Below are 19241 nucleotides of genomic sequence, written 5' to 3' on the forward strand. Positions count from 1 at the left end.
GTGGTTTACCCTGACTAAGGAAACCGTTCAGGACCGTTAGCGGTTCTCTCTCCATTTAGCCTCTCTCAGTGGTGACCAATCAGCCGCAGCAATTTGACTGTTCCATCCGCATAACCAGCGGTCAGATATTCCCCCTCAGGATGCCAGCACAGCGCGCTAACTGCTTCGTCATCAGCCAGAATCGCCAGTTCCTGCCGTGTTCCTGCATCATAAAGGAACAGGATGCCGTCCTCCGCACCGCTGGCAAGCCACTTACTGACGGGACTGAACGATAGCGCCGTAATTGTTCCCAGATGTACCGGCAGGTAATCAGGCTCAGTGCCTTCCGGCCCCTCGCCACTGCAATCCCAGATCAGCATTTCCTCCCCAGCACCAGTAGCAAACAACTGCCCATCATGGCTCCAACAGAGATGACGAACCTTTGAGTTATAACCACTCATCTGGCACGATTTTTCTACAGATTTCGCCCAAAGCAGCACGATACCTTCCTGGCTGCCTGCTGTTATCCACGCACCATCCGGACTGGCGGCCAGACTGAGTAATGATCCTTTCCAGGAATAATTTCGTATTGGCTCTGCTTTGCCGGGTTGCCAATGGCTGACCTGACCGTAACACGACGTCACAATACTGCCGTCAGCCATCCATTCCAGCCCTGTCAGCGTGCTGTCCACAGGCTCAAAAGCCTGCTTAAGTAACCCCCGGTCATCCCACAGTTTGAGTTGCTTACCGGCAATGCTGGCAAGCATACCACCAGATGACCAGGCCAGTTTTTCCACCCAGCCCCGCCCCGCTTTCCAGCATGCGGAGGGTTCGCCAGTTACCGGCTCCCATATCACAATAGAATCATCCTGGCCCCCGCTGGCGAGTTTCTGCCCGTCCGGCGACCAGGCCAGCGCCGTCGTACCTAATTCATGTGCTGAATGCCGCCATAGCATACGACCATCATCCCCCGAGTAAAGCGCAACCTCGCCATCTGCACTAGCGCAAGCCAGTAATTCCCCAGACGGCGACCAGGCTAACAGGTTGATATAGTCATTAGCATTCGTCGCCCACAATGGAACCAGCTGCTGTCGAAATTCAGTACTACCTGTCACGCCAGACATGCCTGTACTCCCCTGATCAACATCTGACGATCCAGATTGCGACCAATAAAGACGATCTCACTGCGTCTTGGCTCTCCGACTTTCCATTCACGATCAACATTGACATCCATCAGCATATGAACCCCCTGAAAAACCACCCGCTGGTCTTTTCCTGCCAGGTTCAGAATGCCCTTGGAGCGGAAAATATCCTGTCCCCGCGATGACAATAGCAATCGTAACCAGTTGTTCAATTTATATTCCGATAACGCACCGTCCACGGTAATACCTACGGACGTCACTTCCTCGTCATGGCTGTGTGCTGCGCTGAAGGCGCGGGATATGACAGGCTTTTGCGCCACATTATTACAGTACAGCGCCAGTTCAAACTCTTCAGGCAGATGCTCGGTTACCAGTGCATAATTTCCCTCTTCGGGGATCGCTATTCTCAGCGTCTGTGCTCCGGTTTCAGGGACCAGGAGCGATACAACCCGAGGTGAAGGAACCAGTTCAACATCCACTTCCCCCCGCAAACTGTCACGGGAAAATGCGTTATCAGCCTGCGCGATAAACTGCATAAAGGTGTGTTCGTTGCTTTCAGGTACGGCAGTAAACAAAACATCGATGGACGGATCAGACCCGGTGGTGTAATGCAGTTCGGTTACGCCCGCCGATAAATGCCAAATGCCTGCCCACTCAAACGGATATTCAGGTTCCAGAAACTGTGGACGTTCCTGTAAGACGCGCTGTAAATCAAACCCACCGACATCCAGCACCGTAGGGATATCAACTTCTGCATTCACGGTGCGTTGGATCCGCGCGAGGGCGTTCATGCTGCGCAGGCGAACCTCCAGTTCGTCCAGTTCAGCGGGTGAGACAAGATCGGCCTTATTCACCAGGAGAACATCGGCAAATGCGATTTGTTCGCAAAGTTCACTGCTGTCGTCCAGATGCAAACCGGCATGTTTGGCATCCACCACTGTGATGATACCGTCAAGACGAAGTGCAGAACTAACTTCATCATCAACGAAGAAAGTCTGTGAAACCGGCCCGGGATTGGCCATCCCGGTGGTTTCGATCAGGATACGGTCAAACTTATCGCAGCGGCGCATCAGACGACTCAGGATACGAATCAAATCGCCCCGCACCGTGCAGCAGATGCAGCCATTATTCATCTCAAAGACTTCTTCATCTGCATTGATGACCAATGCATCATCTATACCGATTTCACCGAATTCGTTCTCAATAACCGCCACCCGCAGGCCGTGCTGCTGGCTGAGAATATTGTTCAGTAGTGTGGTTTTGCCTGATCCCAGAAACCCGGTCAGAACGGTAACGGGAATACGATTATCTGTATTCATACTAAGCCTTCTTTTCATTCCGCCCATATCTAGTATGTTATAACATAACAATAAATAGTTAAGCTAATCTGTATTTTGATTCGGGGAAAACCATGGCAACAAATCTATTCTTCCAGCTTTATCTGCAAGTCCTGGATGGTTCATCACTTTGGGTTAATTAGCCCGCTTAACCGGGAATAAACTATCAACATGACCAGCAATATTTTTGTAAACAGGTTAACTATAGGACTACTGGGTAGACAATAAGTGTGCATGTCAAAGCTGTCTGAGCTCATCGGAAACCGCATCAACAAGTTCATGATCGTGACTTATCATCAGCACGCCACCGCCTTGATTAACAAATTGTTTTACCGCATCCATCAACGTTGCCGTTGTCGCAGGATCCAGCATGGACGACATTTCATCCAGAATCATAAAGTCAGGCTTCGTTGCCAGTGCCCTTGCCATTGCTGCTCTCTGGAGCTGTCCGTCAGACACCTGACCAGGATATCGGTTAAGCAGGTCTGGCGTCAGGACCACTCTTGCCAGAATGGCTTCAATATCAGCATCAGGCCTGGCTGTCTGCATGATCGTTTTCTTTAACGTCAGCCGGGGATCGCATGAACGCCGGGGAGACTGAAATACCATACCGATTTTACCGCGGGTCGCTGCACCGGAACGGGTCCGGACATTTTTGACCTCAATACCATTACAGATAACACGGCCGGCCGTGGGGACAACAAGACCAGCCATTACCCGCCCGAGCGTTGTTTTTCCCCGTCCTGACGGTCCGGTTAATCCCACTATTTTCCCGGGAGGTATTATCAGATCAATTCGATCAAGGATACGCACCTCTTGCCCGCCGGGGCGTCTGAACTCAACAACAACATCACTGGCAACTAAACCCTGCATTGCGCCTCCTCCGATAAAGCGAGCCGTGTTTCATAAGTGTAATCATCGGCAAGGTTTGTCAGTTCCGGCGGTGTACCCGGCATCCGGTGTAACCCATTTCGGGGCAGGGCAGCCAGTAAGTCCCGTGTATACCGACTTTGTGCACCGCCATTTAAGACTATTTTTGATTCACCGCTTTCGACAATCCGGGAGGCATAACAGACGCTCACCCTGTCTGCCACGCCGGTATCAACAAGCGCGCTGATATCATGTGTAATTAACATAACTGCTGCACCCCGATCGGCAATCTGGCGTAACAGACGAAACATTCCCGCTTTACGTTCCGGATCCAGAGACGCCGTGGGTTCATCTGCAATGACAATGTCAGGTGCACCCGCCAGGGCAAATGCCACTGCCGCGCGTTGAGCCATCCCTCCCGAAATTTCATGTGGATACAGTTCCAGTACATCAGGGTCGAGACCAACCTGAATTATTAACTGTTCCGGCGACAGGGTACCTTTAAGAATAGTGATGGTTTCCGCCAGTTGTGCGCCTACGGTCCGGACGGGTGTCAGAAAAGTGGCAGCAGACTGAGGGACAAGTGCAATGTGTCTTCCGGAGAAATCATTTTGTTTTCCAAGGATATTCTGTCCGGAATAAACCACTTTTCCTGTTACCCGCGCGGTTGCAGGTAACAGACCTGTGATAGCCTGCGCAATGGTGGACTTTCCGCATCCGGATTCGCCAATAAGGGCATGAATTTCCCCCCGTTCAAGGGTCAACGAAATATTCGTAGCAGAATGCACCATTCCCCCCTGCCTCAGCGGTATCCGTACAGTTAATTTATCAATCATTAGGATCATCTGAATGACTCCTGTTTACCGGTGATCCGCTTTCTCAAATCATTACCGATGATCGATACGGATAATGTTGCGCCAATCAGAAACAGGCAGGGAAACAGTAACATCCACCAGTGCCCCAGAAGTATCGCGCCCTGTGCATCGGATAATAATGTGCCCAGCGATGGCATGTGGGGAGGAAGTCCAAGCCCGAGGAAAGACAGTGTCGATTCATGCCAGATAGTATGAGGAATAAGCAGTACTAAACCGATCAGAGCCTGCCCCAGAGCCGCTGGTGTCAGGTGGTGCCATATTATCTGCCACCGGTTCATGCCCGAGAGCCACGCGGCTTCAATAAATTCCGCATGCCTTATGCCAATGATTTGGGCCCGTACCACCCGGGCGATATAAGTCCAGTGTGTCAGAACCAGTGAAGCAATAATGGCGATGACGGAGCCCTTAAAAAGCGAGACGATCAGTATCCCAATCAGGAGATGAGGAAGCGCATTTACGCCATCGGTTGTTCTCATAATGGCGCGGTCAACCCATCCTCCGCTCATTCCGGCAAGCGTGCCGAGAACAATGCCGAAGACACAGGAGAATGCAGCCGTTATCGTTGAAATAACCAGCGAGATACGCAGCCCCTGTGCGATACGTACAAAAAGATCGTGCCCGTCAGAATCCGTTCCAAACACAGCCTGCTCGCCAGGAGGCTGCCCTGACATAGTGAAATCCGTCATCACTGGATCGACATCGCTCGCCCAGGGAACAAGGACGGCATAACCAATGATGAAGAAAAATACCGCCCATGTCACACACAGGGGAATGTTCAGGTGGCGCGGAGAAAGCGATAAGATTTTAAGCATCAGCGTCAACCCGCGGATCAAGAATAACAAACAGAATGTCGGAAAGAAGATTGCCGACCAGAACAAGTACCGTTATGGCGACGGTCAGGAATGTCAGCAACGGGAAATCCAGTGACTGTGCACTCCGTACAAGGGCACTTCCCAGACCCGGCCAGGCAAAGATGGCTTCCACCAGAACTGAGCCCGCCACCAGTTCCGGTAGCCTTGACCCCACCAGGGCAATAAACGGTGGCAGCGCTGTCGGTATGACATGATGGCTGATGATCCGGCTGTAAGGGATCCCACGGACACGGGCCCCACGTATGGCATCAGAAGCCAGCACATCCAGTATTGACTCCCGTAGACTCAGGATGAGCCAGGGAAGTTGCGTAATACCCAGTACAACGCCCGGCAGGATCAGATGTATCACGGTGGATGCCAGGGTGGCCTCCTGACCGGGCCAGGTCAGCCCGCCTGTCGGAAGCCAGTTGAGATACAACGCGAAAATACTCAGTGCCGCGAGCGCGAGCACAAAAGGTGGAATGGTCTGTAAAATGGTCGCCAGCACAGAAATGGCCCGATCCACCCAGCCGTTCGGATGAAGCCCGGCACGAACGCCGAGCACAAACGCGAGAAATACGCTGATGAACAGGCCGGTGAGTCCCAGCAGAAGTGTCCAGGGCAGACGCTGATGCATGACCTGCATCACAGGTTGCTGATACGCTCTGGAGGTTCCCGGATCCCCGGAAAATATGCCTTTGATCCATTCCCACCATGCCGCATACCACGGCATATCAAGATTCAATGTTGCAGCCAGACTGGCCTGCTGCTCATGTGTCATTCCCCCGGCAAGTCCCCCCAGATACGCATCAAGCGGATCGTAAGGACTGACCGTGGCGAGGGCAAAGATGCCCAGCGTCACCAGCAGTAGCAGGGGCACCAGGAAAGCCACGCGTCTGCTGACCATCAATAGAATTTCATGGCGGCGGCGATGCCATCGCCCGGAAGAGATTTTCATTACCTACTTTTCCCATTCCTCAATGGCGAACCAGGGACCAAAACCCACACCGTGAGAATGCGGCTCCAGAATTTCTTTAACGTTCTTAAAGCCCTGTTCCCGCTGCACGTAAACATGGTTCAGATAAGCCAGTTGCAGTACGGCGGGTTTTTTATGGTATTCCTCCTGGAGTTCCCGGTAGAGTTCGGCCTGTTTATGACTGTCAGTCTGGGCCCGCGCTTCATCAAGCAAACGGTCTATCGCCGGGTTACGGTAATCAGAGGCATTATCCCAGCTGGCGCCGACACCCGGTTCAGCATATTTTGAGTGCAGAATATGATAAATTTGTCCGTCAACTGAATACGGCACCACACCGCCACCCAGCATGACCGGGGTATTTGCATAAACTTCACGCGTAACTGATTTGGAATCCCTGGCCGAAGGGGTCACCTGAATGCCAATTTTCTTTAAGTCGTTCACAGCAGCAAGCGTAAGATCCCGGCGGGAGCGATCGCGGTTAGGGTAATAAATGACCTCAAACGCGGCACGCTGCCCATTTTTGACTCGAATACCATCCGGCCCGGTTTTCCAGCCAGCTTCATCCAGGATTTTTTTAGCCCGTTCAGGGTCATAGGTAAATTCCTGCGCCGGATCGTATGCTTCACCATAAAAGGGAGCCAGGAATGCCGAGTTAGCGACACCGTATCCTTTCAGTACATACTTAACCATATTTTCACGATTAACCGCATAGTTTACGGCCAGTCGGACAGCATCATCCCCTGTGACAGGGTTTCCGGCCGGAAGGCTGATTGCACGCCAGTCCCCGGATTTAACCGAAATGACATTAAATTCAGGTGGTTTAAATGTTGAAGCCAGCTCTGCAGGCAGAACGGTCCCGTCACCTTCTCCGGCTCTGAGCTGCTGGGCACGTGCATTATCATCAGCGGTATAACGGAAGATAATTTTATGAACTTTGGGTTTAGGTCCCCAGTAATCAGGCCGCGCTGTCAGGATTGCCTGATCCGGTCTCAGTTCGGTGAGCGCATACGGGCCGGTACCCACAGGTTTATTATTAAGGAGAGAGGTTTCTGCGCGGCCCAGATGAGCGAAATCAAAAGCTTCTGATGGCGCAATACCATTTATCAGGCGGCGATCAAAATTCGCGAGTGGTTCTTTCAGGGTAAATTTAACCGCATCTTTCTCTGCTTCTACGTTTTCAATATTGTCCCAGGTGGAAATTTCAGTGGAAGCTGAACGGGGGTCAATCAGTGCCTTGTAGGTTGCGACAACATCTTCCGGTCCAAAAGTCGTTCCGTCCGAAAATTTCACATCTGTGCGTAAGGGAACTGTCCATACCTTGTTATTTTCACTGGCAACTGCCGGACCGGATGCCAGTTTTGGATTCAACTGAGGCTGGCGGTCAAAAACCCCCGTTTCTACCCGGTAGAGTCCCTGGTAGATATGCGACTCGCCACTTCGTCCGTGGCCCAGCACCGGATTGTAGCGGCCAAGCTCGTAGCTCTCCAGGATGACAACCGTATCAGTGCCAGCCTGAGCAGAAGTCTCAGCAGAAAAGCCGGAAGGAGTAAGAAACAACGCGCTGGCAATTACGCTGGATAAGTACAGCGGTGCAAAGTAATCAGATACTTTCATTAATATTCCCCTGCTAAAATTATTTACCATTCCCGCTCCTTTAGGGACGGGAAGTCATTATCAGAAACTGTAGGTTACCCCGACGCGATAACGCGTCTGACGTTCGTCCGTATATTTACTGCCCGGGACGTTAGCCACGGCCACATAGGGTTTCCAGTTTTTATCTATCGTGTAAGAGACTTTAATATCGTGGGTCCACTGATAATCTTTATTGTCTGCAACTGGCGAGTAATATTCAGAATTAGTTTTATGATATTCCAGTTCATATTCCATTCCCCAGTTTCCCGGCAGACGATAACTGACAACGGAGGTTATTGTAACCCCTTTTTCCTGTGTGTCCTTCTCTGTATTGATATTGCCGCTATAACGCTTGTAGAACGGACGCAAGCGTAAAGACCAGTTAAGATCGTCGGTAAAATATACGTAGCTTTTTACATAGGGTCTGTAATTTGTATAACTGCTGTCAACCGCCAGATTGATACCGCCCTCTAGAGCAAATAATTTGTTCAGGCGATACAAATAACTGGGGACCACTTCATAGCCATCACTGACATTTTCATGGTAAACTTTATTGCTCTTAGCGTCAGAATCTCCCGTTTTCCATTTTACTTCCGAAGACAATCCGAAACCATTACTGAATCTGTGCGAAATAAGCAAACGATCCTTTTGCGAATTTTCAGCTGTATCCTTGACTTCATGTCTATAATCTATACTGACTGCTAAAGCATTGGCACTTAATAACGATGCAATTGTAAAGGCAACTACTTTTATATCCATAATAAACCCCAGTTTTCAGTATTGAAAAAATCCAGTAATAGTAAAAAGAAAAATCAGTAACTAGTTTGGGGTTTTGCTTGTATCCAACACAATGTCATTCTGTGTTAAAATTTCAGGCTCATTGCTAAAAATCAGTTTTAATGCCTTTATGCAGATACAACAAACTGATAACAAGGTGATATGCAGTAAACAAGCACGCGGACATATGTAATCCCTTCTCAGATCAAACCAATCTTTCTTGATAACCGCATACGCCAGACAAGCACTTGAAATCCCCCAAACAGCCGCTTCAAATGATACGTTATAACATAACATCTATTAATGTAAACACAAAATTTCTTACACAACTTACATATTCAAGATAGGGCTTTCAGGGTAGGCATACCGCTCTGCAGGAAGAGAAAAGCATATTTTTACTCACAATATCAGCAAGTTAACTTCACCCCGATTCCTTTATCATTATAATGATGTCAGGCTATAGTAGCGAGTTAAGGCAATATATTTGCTTTAAAGAGCGCTGAGTTAGCCATGCTGGTTAATCAGCCCCCCTCTGCTAAGTGATGGGAAGTAACATTTGAGGAGTATAATTAAAGTACAGTGAATTATTGTATGTCCGGTCGTCGCCAGAACCATCCCATTTCAAATTGTAACATCCTTATTGAAACTTCGCGCCAAGAAGAGTTTAACCACACCTCTGAAATATATTTTTTTATTGAAAAATGCTTAATCAATAATATTTTACACTAAAATCCTTATCCCCTGAACAAACAGACCTGAGATTTGTCCTAATGTCTGTCGTCAATTTAACAAGGAATTATCACGTTGAAAATATCACCTCGTGCAGCATGGGTGTCTGTATTCATAATAAGTATCCTGCTCTGGATTTTCATTTTTATGGGGGCGCGGTATGTCTTCTGACAAAAAGATATTTAATCAGCAGAAAGATCCCCATCAGCTAACTGAACTCAGGGAAAAGCTGAAATCGCTTGGATTGACTGAAGAGCAGCAAAAATGGCTCGAATCCGTATTAGTAGAGCAAGAGGTAAGAGATACAGACGATCCAGAGCAGGAGTAGTGATTATGACAATCTGGAAACGTACCTTACCGCAAACTCAACCGCAATTGATTATAAGCGGGATTATATTTAATCTTAACATAACAGTTCACATATCAATCACAAGTTAATATTTCTATCTAACTTAATCATTAATCATGGGTGGAAGCTGTATATCATGAAAAAGACTAATAACGAAGTTGATTATTTTAACATTCCAACAGGTAAGCTAGTTGAAGAATGTACCTTTCCCCGCCATGAAGGGAGGATTTAGAAATAGTAACCGCCTCATTAAAATAGGTTTCCATAATATGGAATATCATACTCAGTCCATGATTTGATATAAGATGTATATAAACCGAACGCATTGTCTGTGGCAGAAAACGTACGATAGATGATAGCGAAAAAAACACAATATAGTAAGTATCGCTTGCAGCGATTTATCGTTCACACTTAATGGTGTATTTAATGCTTCATTGACCTTCATTTTGTGACATCAGCATTCTTTATTGAGAGGTATTCCTTTGATTTCACTTTCCTAACTAACCGTAAGAATTTCACATGAGACATAGGAATGCCTTAGAACCATTGAAGAGTCAAGAGCTGAGAATCTCAGCAGGACCACCGGATATCTACTGATATCACATCTTTGACATTCAGTCCCGAAAGGAGATTTTCAACGTCACTGCAGTCCGCCGGGAAAATGAACCTGCTAACATTCCACGTTCAGCAGCCGTGAACTCCGGGCATTGCGGGAATTACTGAAAAAGAAAAAAAGATGTGTTCCGGGGATTGACCGGACAGAATGTCCCACAAAATATCGGGCTTGAGGGAGTAACGAAACAGCAGGCGCGAGCTGATGCAATCACGACAGCAATACGTACTGTTGTTCATTTTACATAAACGCTATACTGACCGCCAGCTCTTGTGGTGAAACTTTTCTGTCGTGTGCTGTATAAGCCTCCCGAGTTTTGGTTAGAATTACCTTAATCATATCAAGACCTATCCGCCCAGATTGATTTCTTTTGCGAAGGGTATGCCGCTCGAAAAGACTTCAGCCCAGCGATCGGGAAAAATTTACTTCCACCAAAGCCCCTCCCAATTCCCAGCGTCTACAGCGAAAACTCACCCTGACCATATGAATGGAATATATATCCCTGAGTCAGTAAACAACAAGAAAAACCCCTTAAGAATTAAACAGATCATATACCGCTGTGGTAACCGCTGTCTGGAGGGGTATATGCCTGTTTGAAGCGCTCTTTTATTTTTCTTGAAATATTAATGGGGCGACGTATTACTCTCTTACACGCAGAACTGTAAAAACTTTGATGCAATTCGGCAACGATTATGGTTTAGTGATGATGCTGAGCAAAGTTACAAAATTTTATAAAACAGGAAGCAGGTTAAGCCCACCTCTTTTTTACCTATTTTTAACTGGATATCATTCCTCTCTGCCTCCTCAAAACCTCTTTTTTGATAGAACTGAAAGGATGACCCTGAGTCGGTAAAAAGATAGACAAGTTTTCCTTTTTCAAGCCTTTCCAGTTCATTAAGAAGCAGGGTTCCCACCCCCTGCCCCTTCGTTTCTGGTGCAACCGCGAAAAAATTCACTTCTCCCGCCGGATGATGGTTTTCCTTCAGTTTTTTCAACATCATGTTATTAACTCGATCATAACAGCCCGATGTTTCTGAAAAAAGCTTATGCACGAACCATTCGAAGGCCTTCACATACATACGTCGGAGCAGAGACTGGAAAAGCTTGGGCCGACCACACATATCGACCAGGAGTACCCCCACCAGTTGGCCTCCTGCGTACGCACCAATTGCACAGGTGGCCTTGAGTAGTTCAAGATTCCAGAAATAATGGCTGTACAGGTAAAGTTGCAGCTTACCTGATGTGTACCAGTTAAGATGCATTCCTGAAACCGCGAAATGTCTGGCACGGTTGAAATCTTTTTTACATATTGTTTTTATTATAAAATCCATGAGTTGCCTCCGAAAAAAACTGGTCAATCATAACTTCTTTTCAGGGATAGTATCCAAGATGACTTATTCAGCCAGGCAAATCAACTTATTTAGTCACACCACATCCGGCCCCTTCATAAAAATGTACTAAGTTGACATAACCTTCACTGAACATTGACCGAAAGTTGATAAAAAGAAGTTAGCCTGTCTGGAATATAATATCCGGGATGAAAACCATGTTCAAAGATAAATTAAAAATGCTGGAATATCGCTTTAAGGTCGTTCGCGCTAAAATGGTCAGCGACGAATCTTACCGTAAAAAAAAATTTAAAAAACTCTTTGGCAAGGAGCTGAATCTGTTCCCTCCTCGGACTCTTAATGAAAAAATAAACTACAGGATGATTTTCCAGAGAAATGATTTTTTTACTATCATCGCGGACAAAATAGCTGTGCGGGATTACATTGAACGTAAAGTTGGGAAGGAGTATCTGATCCCTTTACTGGCTATATATGATGAAATAAAAACGTGCGATTTCAATAGTCTTCCTGATAAATTTGTAATGAAATGCAATCATGACAGCGGAAGCGCCATTATTGCTTATGACAAATCAGAGTTAAATAGAAATGAAGTCGTTCGTCATTTTAGATGCCACATGAAGAGAAATCCTTATTACACCAACCGCGAATGGCAATATAAAAACATCAGGCCACAAATATTAGTTGAGGAATTAATCGATGTGTTTGAAGGCAGAAGCAAAGATATCACACCTGAAATGTTCCGAATTCACTGTTTCCATGGAACACCTCATTTCATAGAGGCTGATTTTACCACATCTGATGGCAGAGAATTTTCAAATATCTATAGCCCTGAATGGGAGTTACAGCCTTTTAATCTGGAATGCATAAACACACCATACCCCATTGAACGCCCCTCTACATTAAGCAAAATGCTTGAACTGGCGGGGAAAATTGCAGTTGACTTTGATTATTGCAGGATAGATCTTATGTCCGGCCAGGAGCAGATTTATTTCAGTGAGATCACCCTTACGCCTGAAAGTGGTCAGCTGAAATTCCATCCGCAGGAATGGGATGCTCGTATGGGAAAATACTGGAATCTTTGAGTAAGCCATCTGTCATTTAAATACCGGGCATCCGATGGGTGCCCGGTAAAAAATCAGAAGGTATAGAAGGCACCAATCGTAAAGGTGAAATAATCGTCCTTATCAGTAACAGGACTGTGCCTTACCCGCTCTGGAAGTGTGGTGTAGCGCAGATCTGCATAACCGGACCAAGTATCGTTGAAGGAATGCTGCCAGTTTATACTGTAATCAACCGCATTTAGCCCACCTCCTGCGCTGTATTTTCTGAAACCAGAGTCAACGCTCTGTTTATTATTTACACCGAACCACGTATTATTAAAACGCGCATCGCCATATTTACGTTCAGTGCTCACCATCACCGTATCATTGTCATCATCAAATAACACAGCGTTAAGCTTGATATTATATTGCATTCCCTGACTTTCTGTTAATGGTGCAATAATATTACCCTCAAACCCCAGCCAGTCCGTCATCCACCACCCCATCGTGCTGGTTGTGGTCAGTGCGGTTTTTATTTTACCCATTCCGCGAAGTTTTTTGTCTCCCTCCTGAAACCAGGAATCCTCGTCTGTACGTCCGGCCGAATAACCAAGCGTCTGGCCAAGGTAGAGGCCGTTATTAAATTCATGAAGATAGCCGGCTCCCTTTTCTGTATTAAGGAACCACTCGCCGCTTCTCCACTCAAAAAAAGGAGCGGCCTGCCAGGTATATTTATCTGATCCGGTATATTTGGGCGCATACTGAGAAGCCGCACCAATAGTTAGTTCAGAACCACTGTTCTGAAGTGCGGCTTGCGATGAAAACGGCAGTACAATTAATATTGCCAGCGCGACTCTTATTTCCTTCATAAAACTCCCGGAATGAATTATGCTTATCAAGAAAGCGCAGTATGCACATAATTAATCAATTTACACACAAGATTCAGTCAAGATTCAGTCAAGGTGCAAATGTGAAACGTGTTTTAATAATTGAGGATGATCTGGATGCGGCTAACGTGCTTGAAGCTTATCTCAAGCGCGAGCAATTCCAGACATCTCTGGCCAACAATGGTCAACGAGGTCTCGAACTGGTTTTCAGCTGGAAACCCGACATTATCCTGCTGGATGTCATGCTCCCCGCCATGAGCGGAACGGATGTCTTGCTTGCCGTGCGGCGACGAAGCGACGTTCCGGTTATCATGATCACCGCCCTGAGTGAAGGGCCAGAAAAAATCAGCGCCTTACGTTTCGGTGCCGATGATTACGTTGTTAAGCCGTACAATCCCGGGGAAGTTGTCGCCCGGGTTCATGCCGTTCTGAGGCGTTGTACCGGTGTACGGACGGGTGATGTCCTTCAGTTCAGAGAACTCAAGGCCGACATGGAGTCCATGACAGTCCGTGTGGAAAAAGGAGATGGTCAGGCGATCGCCCTCGATTTAACACCGACTGAGCTGTCCTTGCTGCTCACCTTCCTGCGGGCTCCACATAAGGCATTTACCCGGCAGGCACTCCTTGAAGCCTGTCTGCCGGAAAGTGACGCACTTGAGCGGGTGGTTGACACACATATCTATAACTTGCGTAAAAAGCTGGAAGCCGCCGGGCAGACTGATATTCTGCTCAATATCAGGGGGATCGGGTACAGGTTTGCGAGAACATGAAAACAAAAGATATGCATCGGAATGATACCACTTCATTATGGCGATGGATCTGTAAGCGCCTGATATCTCTGGCTGTCGGTAGCATAATCATCATTGCCTTTCTGATGTGGGTACGTTTTTATGTCGAAAATAAATGGCATGAGTACCGTATGCCAGAGGATGTCCGGGCAGAACTCTCTGTACTGATCAAGCACCCGGAACAGAATATTACCCGATACCATGAAATTATTGATACATGGTATGGCATCGCCTATTCAGATCCGCGGATGGGAGTGGTGGACTGGATGATACTGGGCGTACTCGTTCTTATCTTTATACCAGTAATCTTCTGGCTTACCCTAAGAACGGCCCGTCCTGTTTCACTCCATATCAGCAGGCTGGCGCATGCTGCGAGAGCAGTTTCTGAGGGGGGCTTTGGCACAAAAGTTCCCGTACCGGACACGCTTCCTCTTGAACTGCGTAGCCTCAGTGAGAACTTTAACGGGATGTCCATGCAGCTCGAACGATATGAAAAGGATTTAAAAAAATCGCATGTCATTATGGCACATGAACTGCGCTCTCCGCTGACAGCCGCCATTGGTCGACTACAGGGGGTTATTGATGGTGTCTTTGAACCCAGTGAAACGCAACTTGGCATGATTATGCGCCAGTTGAATGAACTTAACCGGCTTGTCGATGACCTGCACTTATTGAAACTTGCCGATGCAGCACAACTTAACCTTACCCTGATCCCCACCGATCTCGGTAAGATTATCAGGGAAAAGGTGGCATGGATTACTCCCTCGGCGAACAAATCCAGCGTAAACATTACCTGCCATGGGGCTCCTGGCGTAACCTGTATGGCAGATCCGTATCGCATTGGTCAGGTATTTTTGATCCTGATGGATAATGCCCTCAAGTATGCCGCTGACGGCGGTATTCTTGATATCAGTTACGAAATCACCGAAAAAGATGTCAGTGTCGTTTTCCGTGATCACGGCCCGGCAGTATCTGATGAATTCCTGGAAGATATTTTTACTCCTTTTGTACGTGAAGATTTGTCCCGGACACGTCATTCCGGCGGCTCAGGGCTGGGATTGTCCATTGCCAGGGCTATCTGCCACGCCCACGGCGGCAATATTGCAGTTGAAAAAAACAGAAACCGCGGATTGACCTTCAGAGTCACACTGTTACGGAATTAATTATTTTTCCGTTGATGATTCCTTAACAGAAGATCTGCTGAATCTTGTAGATAGTGCGTTTAAATACATGGTAAACGGGGGCTTACCATGTCATCAGATTTTTTATTATGTTTAATATCTGTTTATCACAAAATTGCCAGAGATGGTACCCTTCTCCTCACCATCGTTTTTTTTCTTGTTTTTATGGAGATAATTATCTGCATCATAGTAGATGCCCCTGGAAAGGATAAACAGGAATGAGCCTGTAACAGACGAAAGCTATAATATCAGCGATTTCCCCATCGGGTGAGCCAGCCCTGATAAGTTTGTGGTCCCTGTATTCCTAGTACAGACCGATGGAGATGTCATTTTCTTTTTCCTGCATTCGTAAAGTTCACGTATATCATTTATGTTATTCCACATCAGCAGGCTAACCGGACTGAACTCACAGAAGCAGGATCCAGTCCTCCGTTTGGGTCATTAAAGTACAGGGTATCTTCATTTCCGCTATAAAGGAGCAGATCGATACAGGGCGCACTTTTATAGAAGAGCGCGTTACCAAAAACCATGTGAGGTAAGGCACTGAGTATCTCCTGTATTTTGCTTTTGTCGTAGCATCTCACTCTGCCAGCAAAGTGCAGCTTAAAAAGGTTCACGTATAGCTCGGCAATATCCGAAGCAGCCATTTCATTCAGTCTGTAGCTTTCACCGCCCTGATGAGACATTGCCTCAGTTCACTGTTCCTTTTCGTGTGGTTTTGGCTGAAAAAGTCTCCCTCAACAGATATATTTTCCTCTTTTCTCTGAGCGCAAAAGTAACATTTCGAATATTCCTCCGATTTACAGCAGACATTCTGTTTGTTTTTTGGAAAAATAATTTTGCTATGTGCTACTGGTATAACGACTTCATCATAAGAAGTGGATAATTACACCAGAAATTAAGGCCAACATTTTTACACTCTGTATCGAAACAAGCCCCCCTCACTTCCCCCTTTATCTGATAGTGACAGATATAGTCATTCACACCCTGAGCGTGACATTTTTCAGTGATTCAGGGTATGCGCTTACTGGCTACGAATATTGTGCCCGTATCATGTGGTTTGATGATTGCCGCTTTGCTTTCGAGCCAGTAATGGCTCCACGTTCGTTAACGTCTATTCAGGGCAAGCAGACAAATTCCATTTGAATGAACATACGCTGAGGCGCTTGATACCTGGGCCTGGCACGAGTGACATCAAAAGGTGAAAGGCAGGATTTCTGTTGCGGTTAAGCTGAAGAAAGGCCCGACTCCAGAAATCCCCGTTTGTAACTGTTTTCCCGGTGCATGATGACCCCGCGGCACGAAGGACGCCCCGCAGGATGCCGAACTGGCATTAGAGTTAATGTTCACGCTATCCCCACGAGATAAAAGCCCGGTCACGACATTGCGGATATCCGGTTACTCCGGGCTGTGGAATGGTTCTCACATCGGGGTAGCCTGCTACTGTGTGAACTGATTATGCAGTGGCTCAGCCTGCAACAACTGAAACGCGCCAGGCCGACACGATCCGCAACGTTCTGAATGCCCAAGTTGGCCGCACAGTAGCCCTTACGGGGCAGCATGTTGCGAGTATTGGTAACACAATTCCATTGACTACAGACCCGAAAGCTATAGCAGCGAACGCTTTGATGGCAACAGCGCTGGTGCCCCAAATCAAAGTCGTGAGTGAAATCATCAAAACTACTGACGAAGGAATCGAAGCGTTGTTTAACACATAGCCAGATGCTGATCTGTTCAAATCACTTCGATGCAGGCATTACAGCAATAACCGGGCGGAGTGGTCAGAAATGCAGGGGACAATGGCGCTGGCAATATGTGAGGCTCGTCCGACAGATATTCGTGGGATGGGCAGCCAGGACGGTTAACGCATCATCTGGGCCAGACGGTCTTATCAGGGACAATGAGAAAACGGAAAATCGCATCAGTCCCCGATCCGTGTTCCAGCCTTCAAAAGGATAAGGAACATCTGCCGCTGCTGGATAATCAGAACCCGCCATGACGAAACGAAATATTTGCCAGCGCTGGAAGCGCGAAAATCGCCCTTACTGATGCCATAAAATTTGTTGAATGTCTCTGAGTGTGGAGCGGGCGTTAATTTATTATTCTCCATAAAGAAACGTACAACATCCGGTATATATTGACACTTCGTCCATATTAAAGAAAGGCTTTCTGATAGATACTGACGTCTGACCGTTCCCGCCCGAACAGTCAGTGTCTGATGCCCATAAAAGCTCTTATTATTTATTAAATGGTGTTGTCGCCCCCCATGACGGAGAACAGTTTCACGCTTTGTACCAGATATTTTAAACGGGCGCTTAGCATTTGTTTCTGAAGTTCTAGTAGCTCATTTTTTTTCTGTATCAGGTTTTCCCTGCTGATTTGTCCAGCCGTCCAGGTTGCCTGTGCCATCTGATACTGTTTCAGCGAGGCCGCATACACGGATTCACTTTGTTCATACTGCTGTTTTATCGATGCCTGCCCGGCAAGCGCATCCGAGACGTCCCTGAAAGCCTGCTGAATCGCTTTCTGATAATTTACGATTTCAATATTTTTATTCAGCTCAGCAATGCTCAGATTTGCTCTGTTTTTCCCGCCATCGAACAGTGGCAGATTAACTGACGGAACGAAACTCCAGTTAGCTGTACCGCCTGATAATAGGTCTCCCAGTTCAGCTGAGGAAGAGCCCCCCGCCGCCGTGATAGATACTGACGGGAAAAAGGCGGCCCTGGCTGCCCCGATTCTGGCATTAGCCGCTTTGAGCTCATATTCTGCTGCCACGATGTCAGGACGACGAAGCAGGACATCGGAAGGTAACCCGCTTTTAAGGGAAGGAAAATGCCAGTCCTGATCCAACGTCACACCAGTGAACAATGAAGCAGGCAGCGGCCTGCCAACGATAAGCTGAAGCGCATTATAATCCTGCTGCGCCTGCAGACGAAGCCTGGCCAGTTCAGCCTCTGCGCGCCCGGCATCCTTTTCAGCATCAATGACTGCATCCTGGCTTAGCTCGCCAGCCTGCATTGCTTTTCGCGACATGTCCTTTTGCACCAGTTTGTTTTCCAGTATCGCGCGGGCAACTTCGACAGCCTCACGATCGGCCAGGTAAGCCAGGTAGGTACTGACAGACTGTTCCATAAGGCTGAGGCGCAGCGCCCTCGAAGACGCATCTGCGGCCAGGTATTCGTTCAGGGATGCATCCCTCAGACTGCGCAGACGTCCCCAGAAATCAACTTCCCATGAGGCCGAAACCAGTTTGACATCGTACTGATGATAGGTCACCGCACCAGTATCGACAGTATCAAAAATGCCGGCTGGCTCATGTGCAGCAGTCTTTTCGGCCGTAAGACTGACGTTGGGGAAGTAGGAGAGCCGGTCAACACCATACTGCGCTCCAGCTTTTTTCAGGTTAAGTGCCGACACCTGCAAATCCTTATTGCCATCCATAGTTAGTTTTAGCAATTGCTGAATCTTGCTGTCGCTGAAAAATGGGTCTGAAGCATGTGTTGCCTCATTTCCATCGAAGGAGATATCATGCTGGTTCCATGCCAGTGGGGCCGGACTTACAGGTCTGGTGTATTCAGGGGACAGGCTGCAGCCGGATATCATCAGTACAGTCATCATTGTGACGGTTAAAAAAGAAAGTCTCATTGTTCCTGGGGCCATTACCCTGTCTCCGAAATATCATCGTTTTTCATGCCAGACAGAACTCTCGTCTGTAGGGGGTCATTATCCAGACCTTTATCAATAAATGGTCAAGAGTGATTCAAGGAAGCTGTAATATATCGCGTCATTGACGATTGTTTTTTCGATATTGATTATTTCTTGACAGTCTCTTCGGTGTTCCTTGTTCATTTTATGGTGTAATC

The 19241-nt window shown here is 47.3% G+C and carries 16 protein-coding genes and 1 pseudogene; 5 read left to right on the forward strand and 12 right to left on the reverse strand.

The annotated features are described in order from the left end of the window. Window positions 1-65 precede the first annotated feature (65 nt). The 8 genes from RS584_RS15760 to RS584_RS15795 all read right to left on the reverse strand — a co-directional run bounded on the left by RS584_RS15760 (window position 66) and on the right by RS584_RS15795 (window position 8421). Window positions 66-1103 (reverse strand): WD40 repeat domain-containing protein, encoded by a 1038-nt coding sequence (locus RS584_RS15760; RefSeq protein WP_315748297.1) that lies wholly within the window; start codon window positions 1101-1103, stop codon window positions 66-68. Next, on the reverse strand, window positions 1091-2440 hold the full coding sequence (locus tag RS584_RS15765) for a GTP-binding protein (RefSeq protein WP_315748298.1): 1350 nt from the start codon (window positions 2438-2440) through the stop codon (window positions 1091-1093). Before RS584_RS15765 ends, RS584_RS15760 begins: the two co-directional genes overlap by 13 nt. Window positions 2441-2695: 255 nt before the next feature. Beyond that, on the reverse strand, window positions 2696-3331 hold the full coding sequence (locus RS584_RS15770; RefSeq protein WP_315748299.1) for an ABC transporter ATP-binding protein: 636 nt from the start codon (window positions 3329-3331) through the stop codon (window positions 2696-2698). Continuing rightward, window positions 3319-4173 carry an ABC transporter ATP-binding protein gene (locus tag RS584_RS15775; protein ID WP_315748300.1) on the reverse strand — a complete coding sequence of 285 codons (855 nt, stop codon included), beginning with the start codon at window positions 4171-4173 and terminating at the stop codon, window positions 3319-3321. Before RS584_RS15775 ends, RS584_RS15770 begins: the two co-directional genes overlap by 13 nt. Next, a complete protein-coding gene (locus RS584_RS15780; RefSeq protein WP_315748301.1) occupies window positions 4170-5015 on the reverse strand; it encodes an ABC transporter permease in 846 nt (281 codons plus the stop codon). Before RS584_RS15780 ends, RS584_RS15775 begins: the two co-directional genes overlap by 4 nt. After that, window positions 5008-6012, reverse strand: coding sequence for an ABC transporter permease (locus tag RS584_RS15785; protein ID WP_315748302.1), 1005 nt, complete (start codon window positions 6010-6012; stop codon window positions 5008-5010). Before RS584_RS15785 ends, RS584_RS15780 begins: the two co-directional genes overlap by 8 nt. 3 nt (window positions 6013-6015) lie before the next feature. Further along, window positions 6016-7674 (reverse strand): ABC transporter substrate-binding protein, encoded by a 1659-nt coding sequence (locus tag RS584_RS15790; protein ID WP_315748303.1) that lies wholly within the window; start codon window positions 7672-7674, stop codon window positions 6016-6018. 30 nt (window positions 7675-7704) lie between these two features. Continuing rightward, complete coding sequence (locus RS584_RS15795; protein ID WP_315748304.1) at window positions 7705-8421, reverse strand: oligogalacturonate-specific porin KdgM family protein; 717 nt, start codon at window positions 8419-8421, stop codon at window positions 7705-7707. A 907-nt stretch (window positions 8422-9328) separates the two neighbouring features. On the opposite strand from RS584_RS15795, the gene RS584_RS15800 reads away from it, so the two are divergent. Continuing rightward, window positions 9329-9496, forward strand: coding sequence for a hypothetical protein (locus tag RS584_RS15800; RefSeq protein ID WP_315748305.1), 168 nt, complete (start codon window positions 9329-9331; stop codon window positions 9494-9496). Between the two features lie 1353 nt (window positions 9497-10849). On the opposite strand, the gene RS584_RS15805 is transcribed toward RS584_RS15800, so the two are convergent. Further along, entirely contained in the window at window positions 10850-11461 is a 612-nt protein-coding gene (locus RS584_RS15805; protein ID WP_315748306.1) for a GNAT family N-acetyltransferase, read from the reverse strand. A gap of 215 nt (window positions 11462-11676) precedes the next feature. On the opposite strand from RS584_RS15805, the gene RS584_RS15810 reads away from it, so the two are divergent. After that, on the forward strand, window positions 11677-12561 hold the full coding sequence (locus RS584_RS15810; RefSeq protein WP_315748307.1) for an ATP-grasp fold amidoligase family protein: 885 nt from the start codon (window positions 11677-11679) through the stop codon (window positions 12559-12561). A 53-nt stretch (window positions 12562-12614) separates the two neighbouring features. On the opposite strand, the gene RS584_RS15815 is transcribed toward RS584_RS15810, so the two are convergent. Further along, the gene (locus RS584_RS15815) at window positions 12615-13388 is read right to left on the reverse strand and encodes a MipA/OmpV family protein (protein ID WP_315748308.1); all 774 of its coding nucleotides are present in this window, start codon (window positions 13386-13388) and stop codon (window positions 12615-12617) included. A gap of 101 nt (window positions 13389-13489) precedes the next feature. Between RS584_RS15815 and RS584_RS15820 the strand changes: the two genes are divergently transcribed. Continuing rightward, complete coding sequence (locus RS584_RS15820) at window positions 13490-14176, forward strand: response regulator (RefSeq protein WP_315748309.1); 687 nt, start codon at window positions 13490-13492, stop codon at window positions 14174-14176. Beyond that, window positions 14173-15357: a HAMP domain-containing sensor histidine kinase gene (locus RS584_RS15825; protein WP_315748310.1), complete on the forward strand. Its 1185-nt coding sequence runs from the start codon at window positions 14173-14175 to the stop codon at window positions 15355-15357. The genes RS584_RS15820 and RS584_RS15825 overlap by 4 nt, the downstream gene beginning before the upstream one ends. A gap of 401 nt (window positions 15358-15758) precedes the next feature. Here the strand turns inward: RS584_RS15825 and RS584_RS23420 are convergent, their stop codons facing one another. Further along, entirely contained in the window at window positions 15759-16061 is a 303-nt protein-coding gene (locus RS584_RS23420) for a hypothetical protein (protein ID WP_410493090.1), read from the reverse strand. A gap of 470 nt (window positions 16062-16531) precedes the next feature. Here RS584_RS23420 and RS584_RS15830 point away from each other — a divergent pair. Next, window positions 16532-17432: pseudogene (locus RS584_RS15830) on the forward strand (IS110 family transposase); the annotation flags it as partial. Window positions 17433-17619: 187 nt separating this feature from the next. Here the strand turns inward: RS584_RS15830 and RS584_RS15835 are convergent. Further along, on the reverse strand, window positions 17620-19023 hold the full coding sequence (locus RS584_RS15835; RefSeq protein WP_315748311.1) for an efflux transporter outer membrane subunit: 1404 nt from the start codon (window positions 19021-19023) through the stop codon (window positions 17620-17622). Window positions 19024-19241: the final 218 nt, after the last annotated feature.

Origin of the sequence: Enterobacter sp. DTU_2021_1002640_1_SI_PRY_ASU_LCPMC_013, from assembly GCF_032389435.1 — a bacterium.
GTDB lineage: Bacteria > Pseudomonadota > Gammaproteobacteria > Enterobacterales > Enterobacteriaceae > Enterobacter > Enterobacter hormaechei_C.

Coding starts and splice junctions, on each gene's coding strand:
- RS584_RS15760 (WP_315748297.1), bottom strand. CDS start 1,103: ATGTCTGGCGTGACAGGTAGTACTGAATTTCGACAGCAGCTGGTTCCA.
- RS584_RS15765 (WP_315748298.1), bottom strand. CDS start 2,440: ATGAATACAGATAATCGTATTCCCGTTACCGTTCTGACCGGGTTTCTG.
- RS584_RS15770 (WP_315748299.1), bottom strand. CDS start 3,331: ATGCAGGGTTTAGTTGCCAGTGATGTTGTTGTTGAGTTCAGACGCCCC.
- RS584_RS15775 (WP_315748300.1), bottom strand. CDS start 4,173: ATGATCCTAATGATTGATAAATTAACTGTACGGATACCGCTGAGGCAG.
- RS584_RS15780 (WP_315748301.1), bottom strand. CDS start 5,015: ATGCTTAAAATCTTATCGCTTTCTCCGCGCCACCTGAACATTCCCCTG.
- RS584_RS15785 (WP_315748302.1), bottom strand. CDS start 6,012: ATGAAAATCTCTTCCGGGCGATGGCATCGCCGCCGCCATGAAATTCTA.
- RS584_RS15790 (WP_315748303.1), bottom strand. CDS start 7,674: ATGGTAAATAATTTTAGCAGGGGAATATTAATGAAAGTATCTGATTAC.
- RS584_RS15795 (WP_315748304.1), bottom strand. CDS start 8,421: ATGGATATAAAAGTAGTTGCCTTTACAATTGCATCGTTATTAAGTGCC.
- RS584_RS15800 (WP_315748305.1), top strand. CDS start 9,329: ATGTCTTCTGACAAAAAGATATTTAATCAGCAGAAAGATCCCCATCAG.
- RS584_RS15805 (WP_315748306.1), bottom strand. CDS start 11,461: ATGGATTTTATAATAAAAACAATATGTAAAAAAGATTTCAACCGTGCC.
- RS584_RS15810 (WP_315748307.1), top strand. CDS start 11,677: ATGTTCAAAGATAAATTAAAAATGCTGGAATATCGCTTTAAGGTCGTT.
- RS584_RS15815 (WP_315748308.1), bottom strand. CDS start 13,388: ATGAAGGAAATAAGAGTCGCGCTGGCAATATTAATTGTACTGCCGTTT.
- RS584_RS15825 (WP_315748310.1), top strand. CDS start 14,173: ATGAAAACAAAAGATATGCATCGGAATGATACCACTTCATTATGGCGA.
- RS584_RS23420 (WP_410493090.1), bottom strand. CDS start 16,061: ATGTCTCATCAGGGCGGTGAAAGCTACAGACTGAATGAAATGGCTGCT.
- RS584_RS15835 (WP_315748311.1), bottom strand. CDS start 19,023: ATGAGACTTTCTTTTTTAACCGTCACAATGATGACTGTACTGATGATA.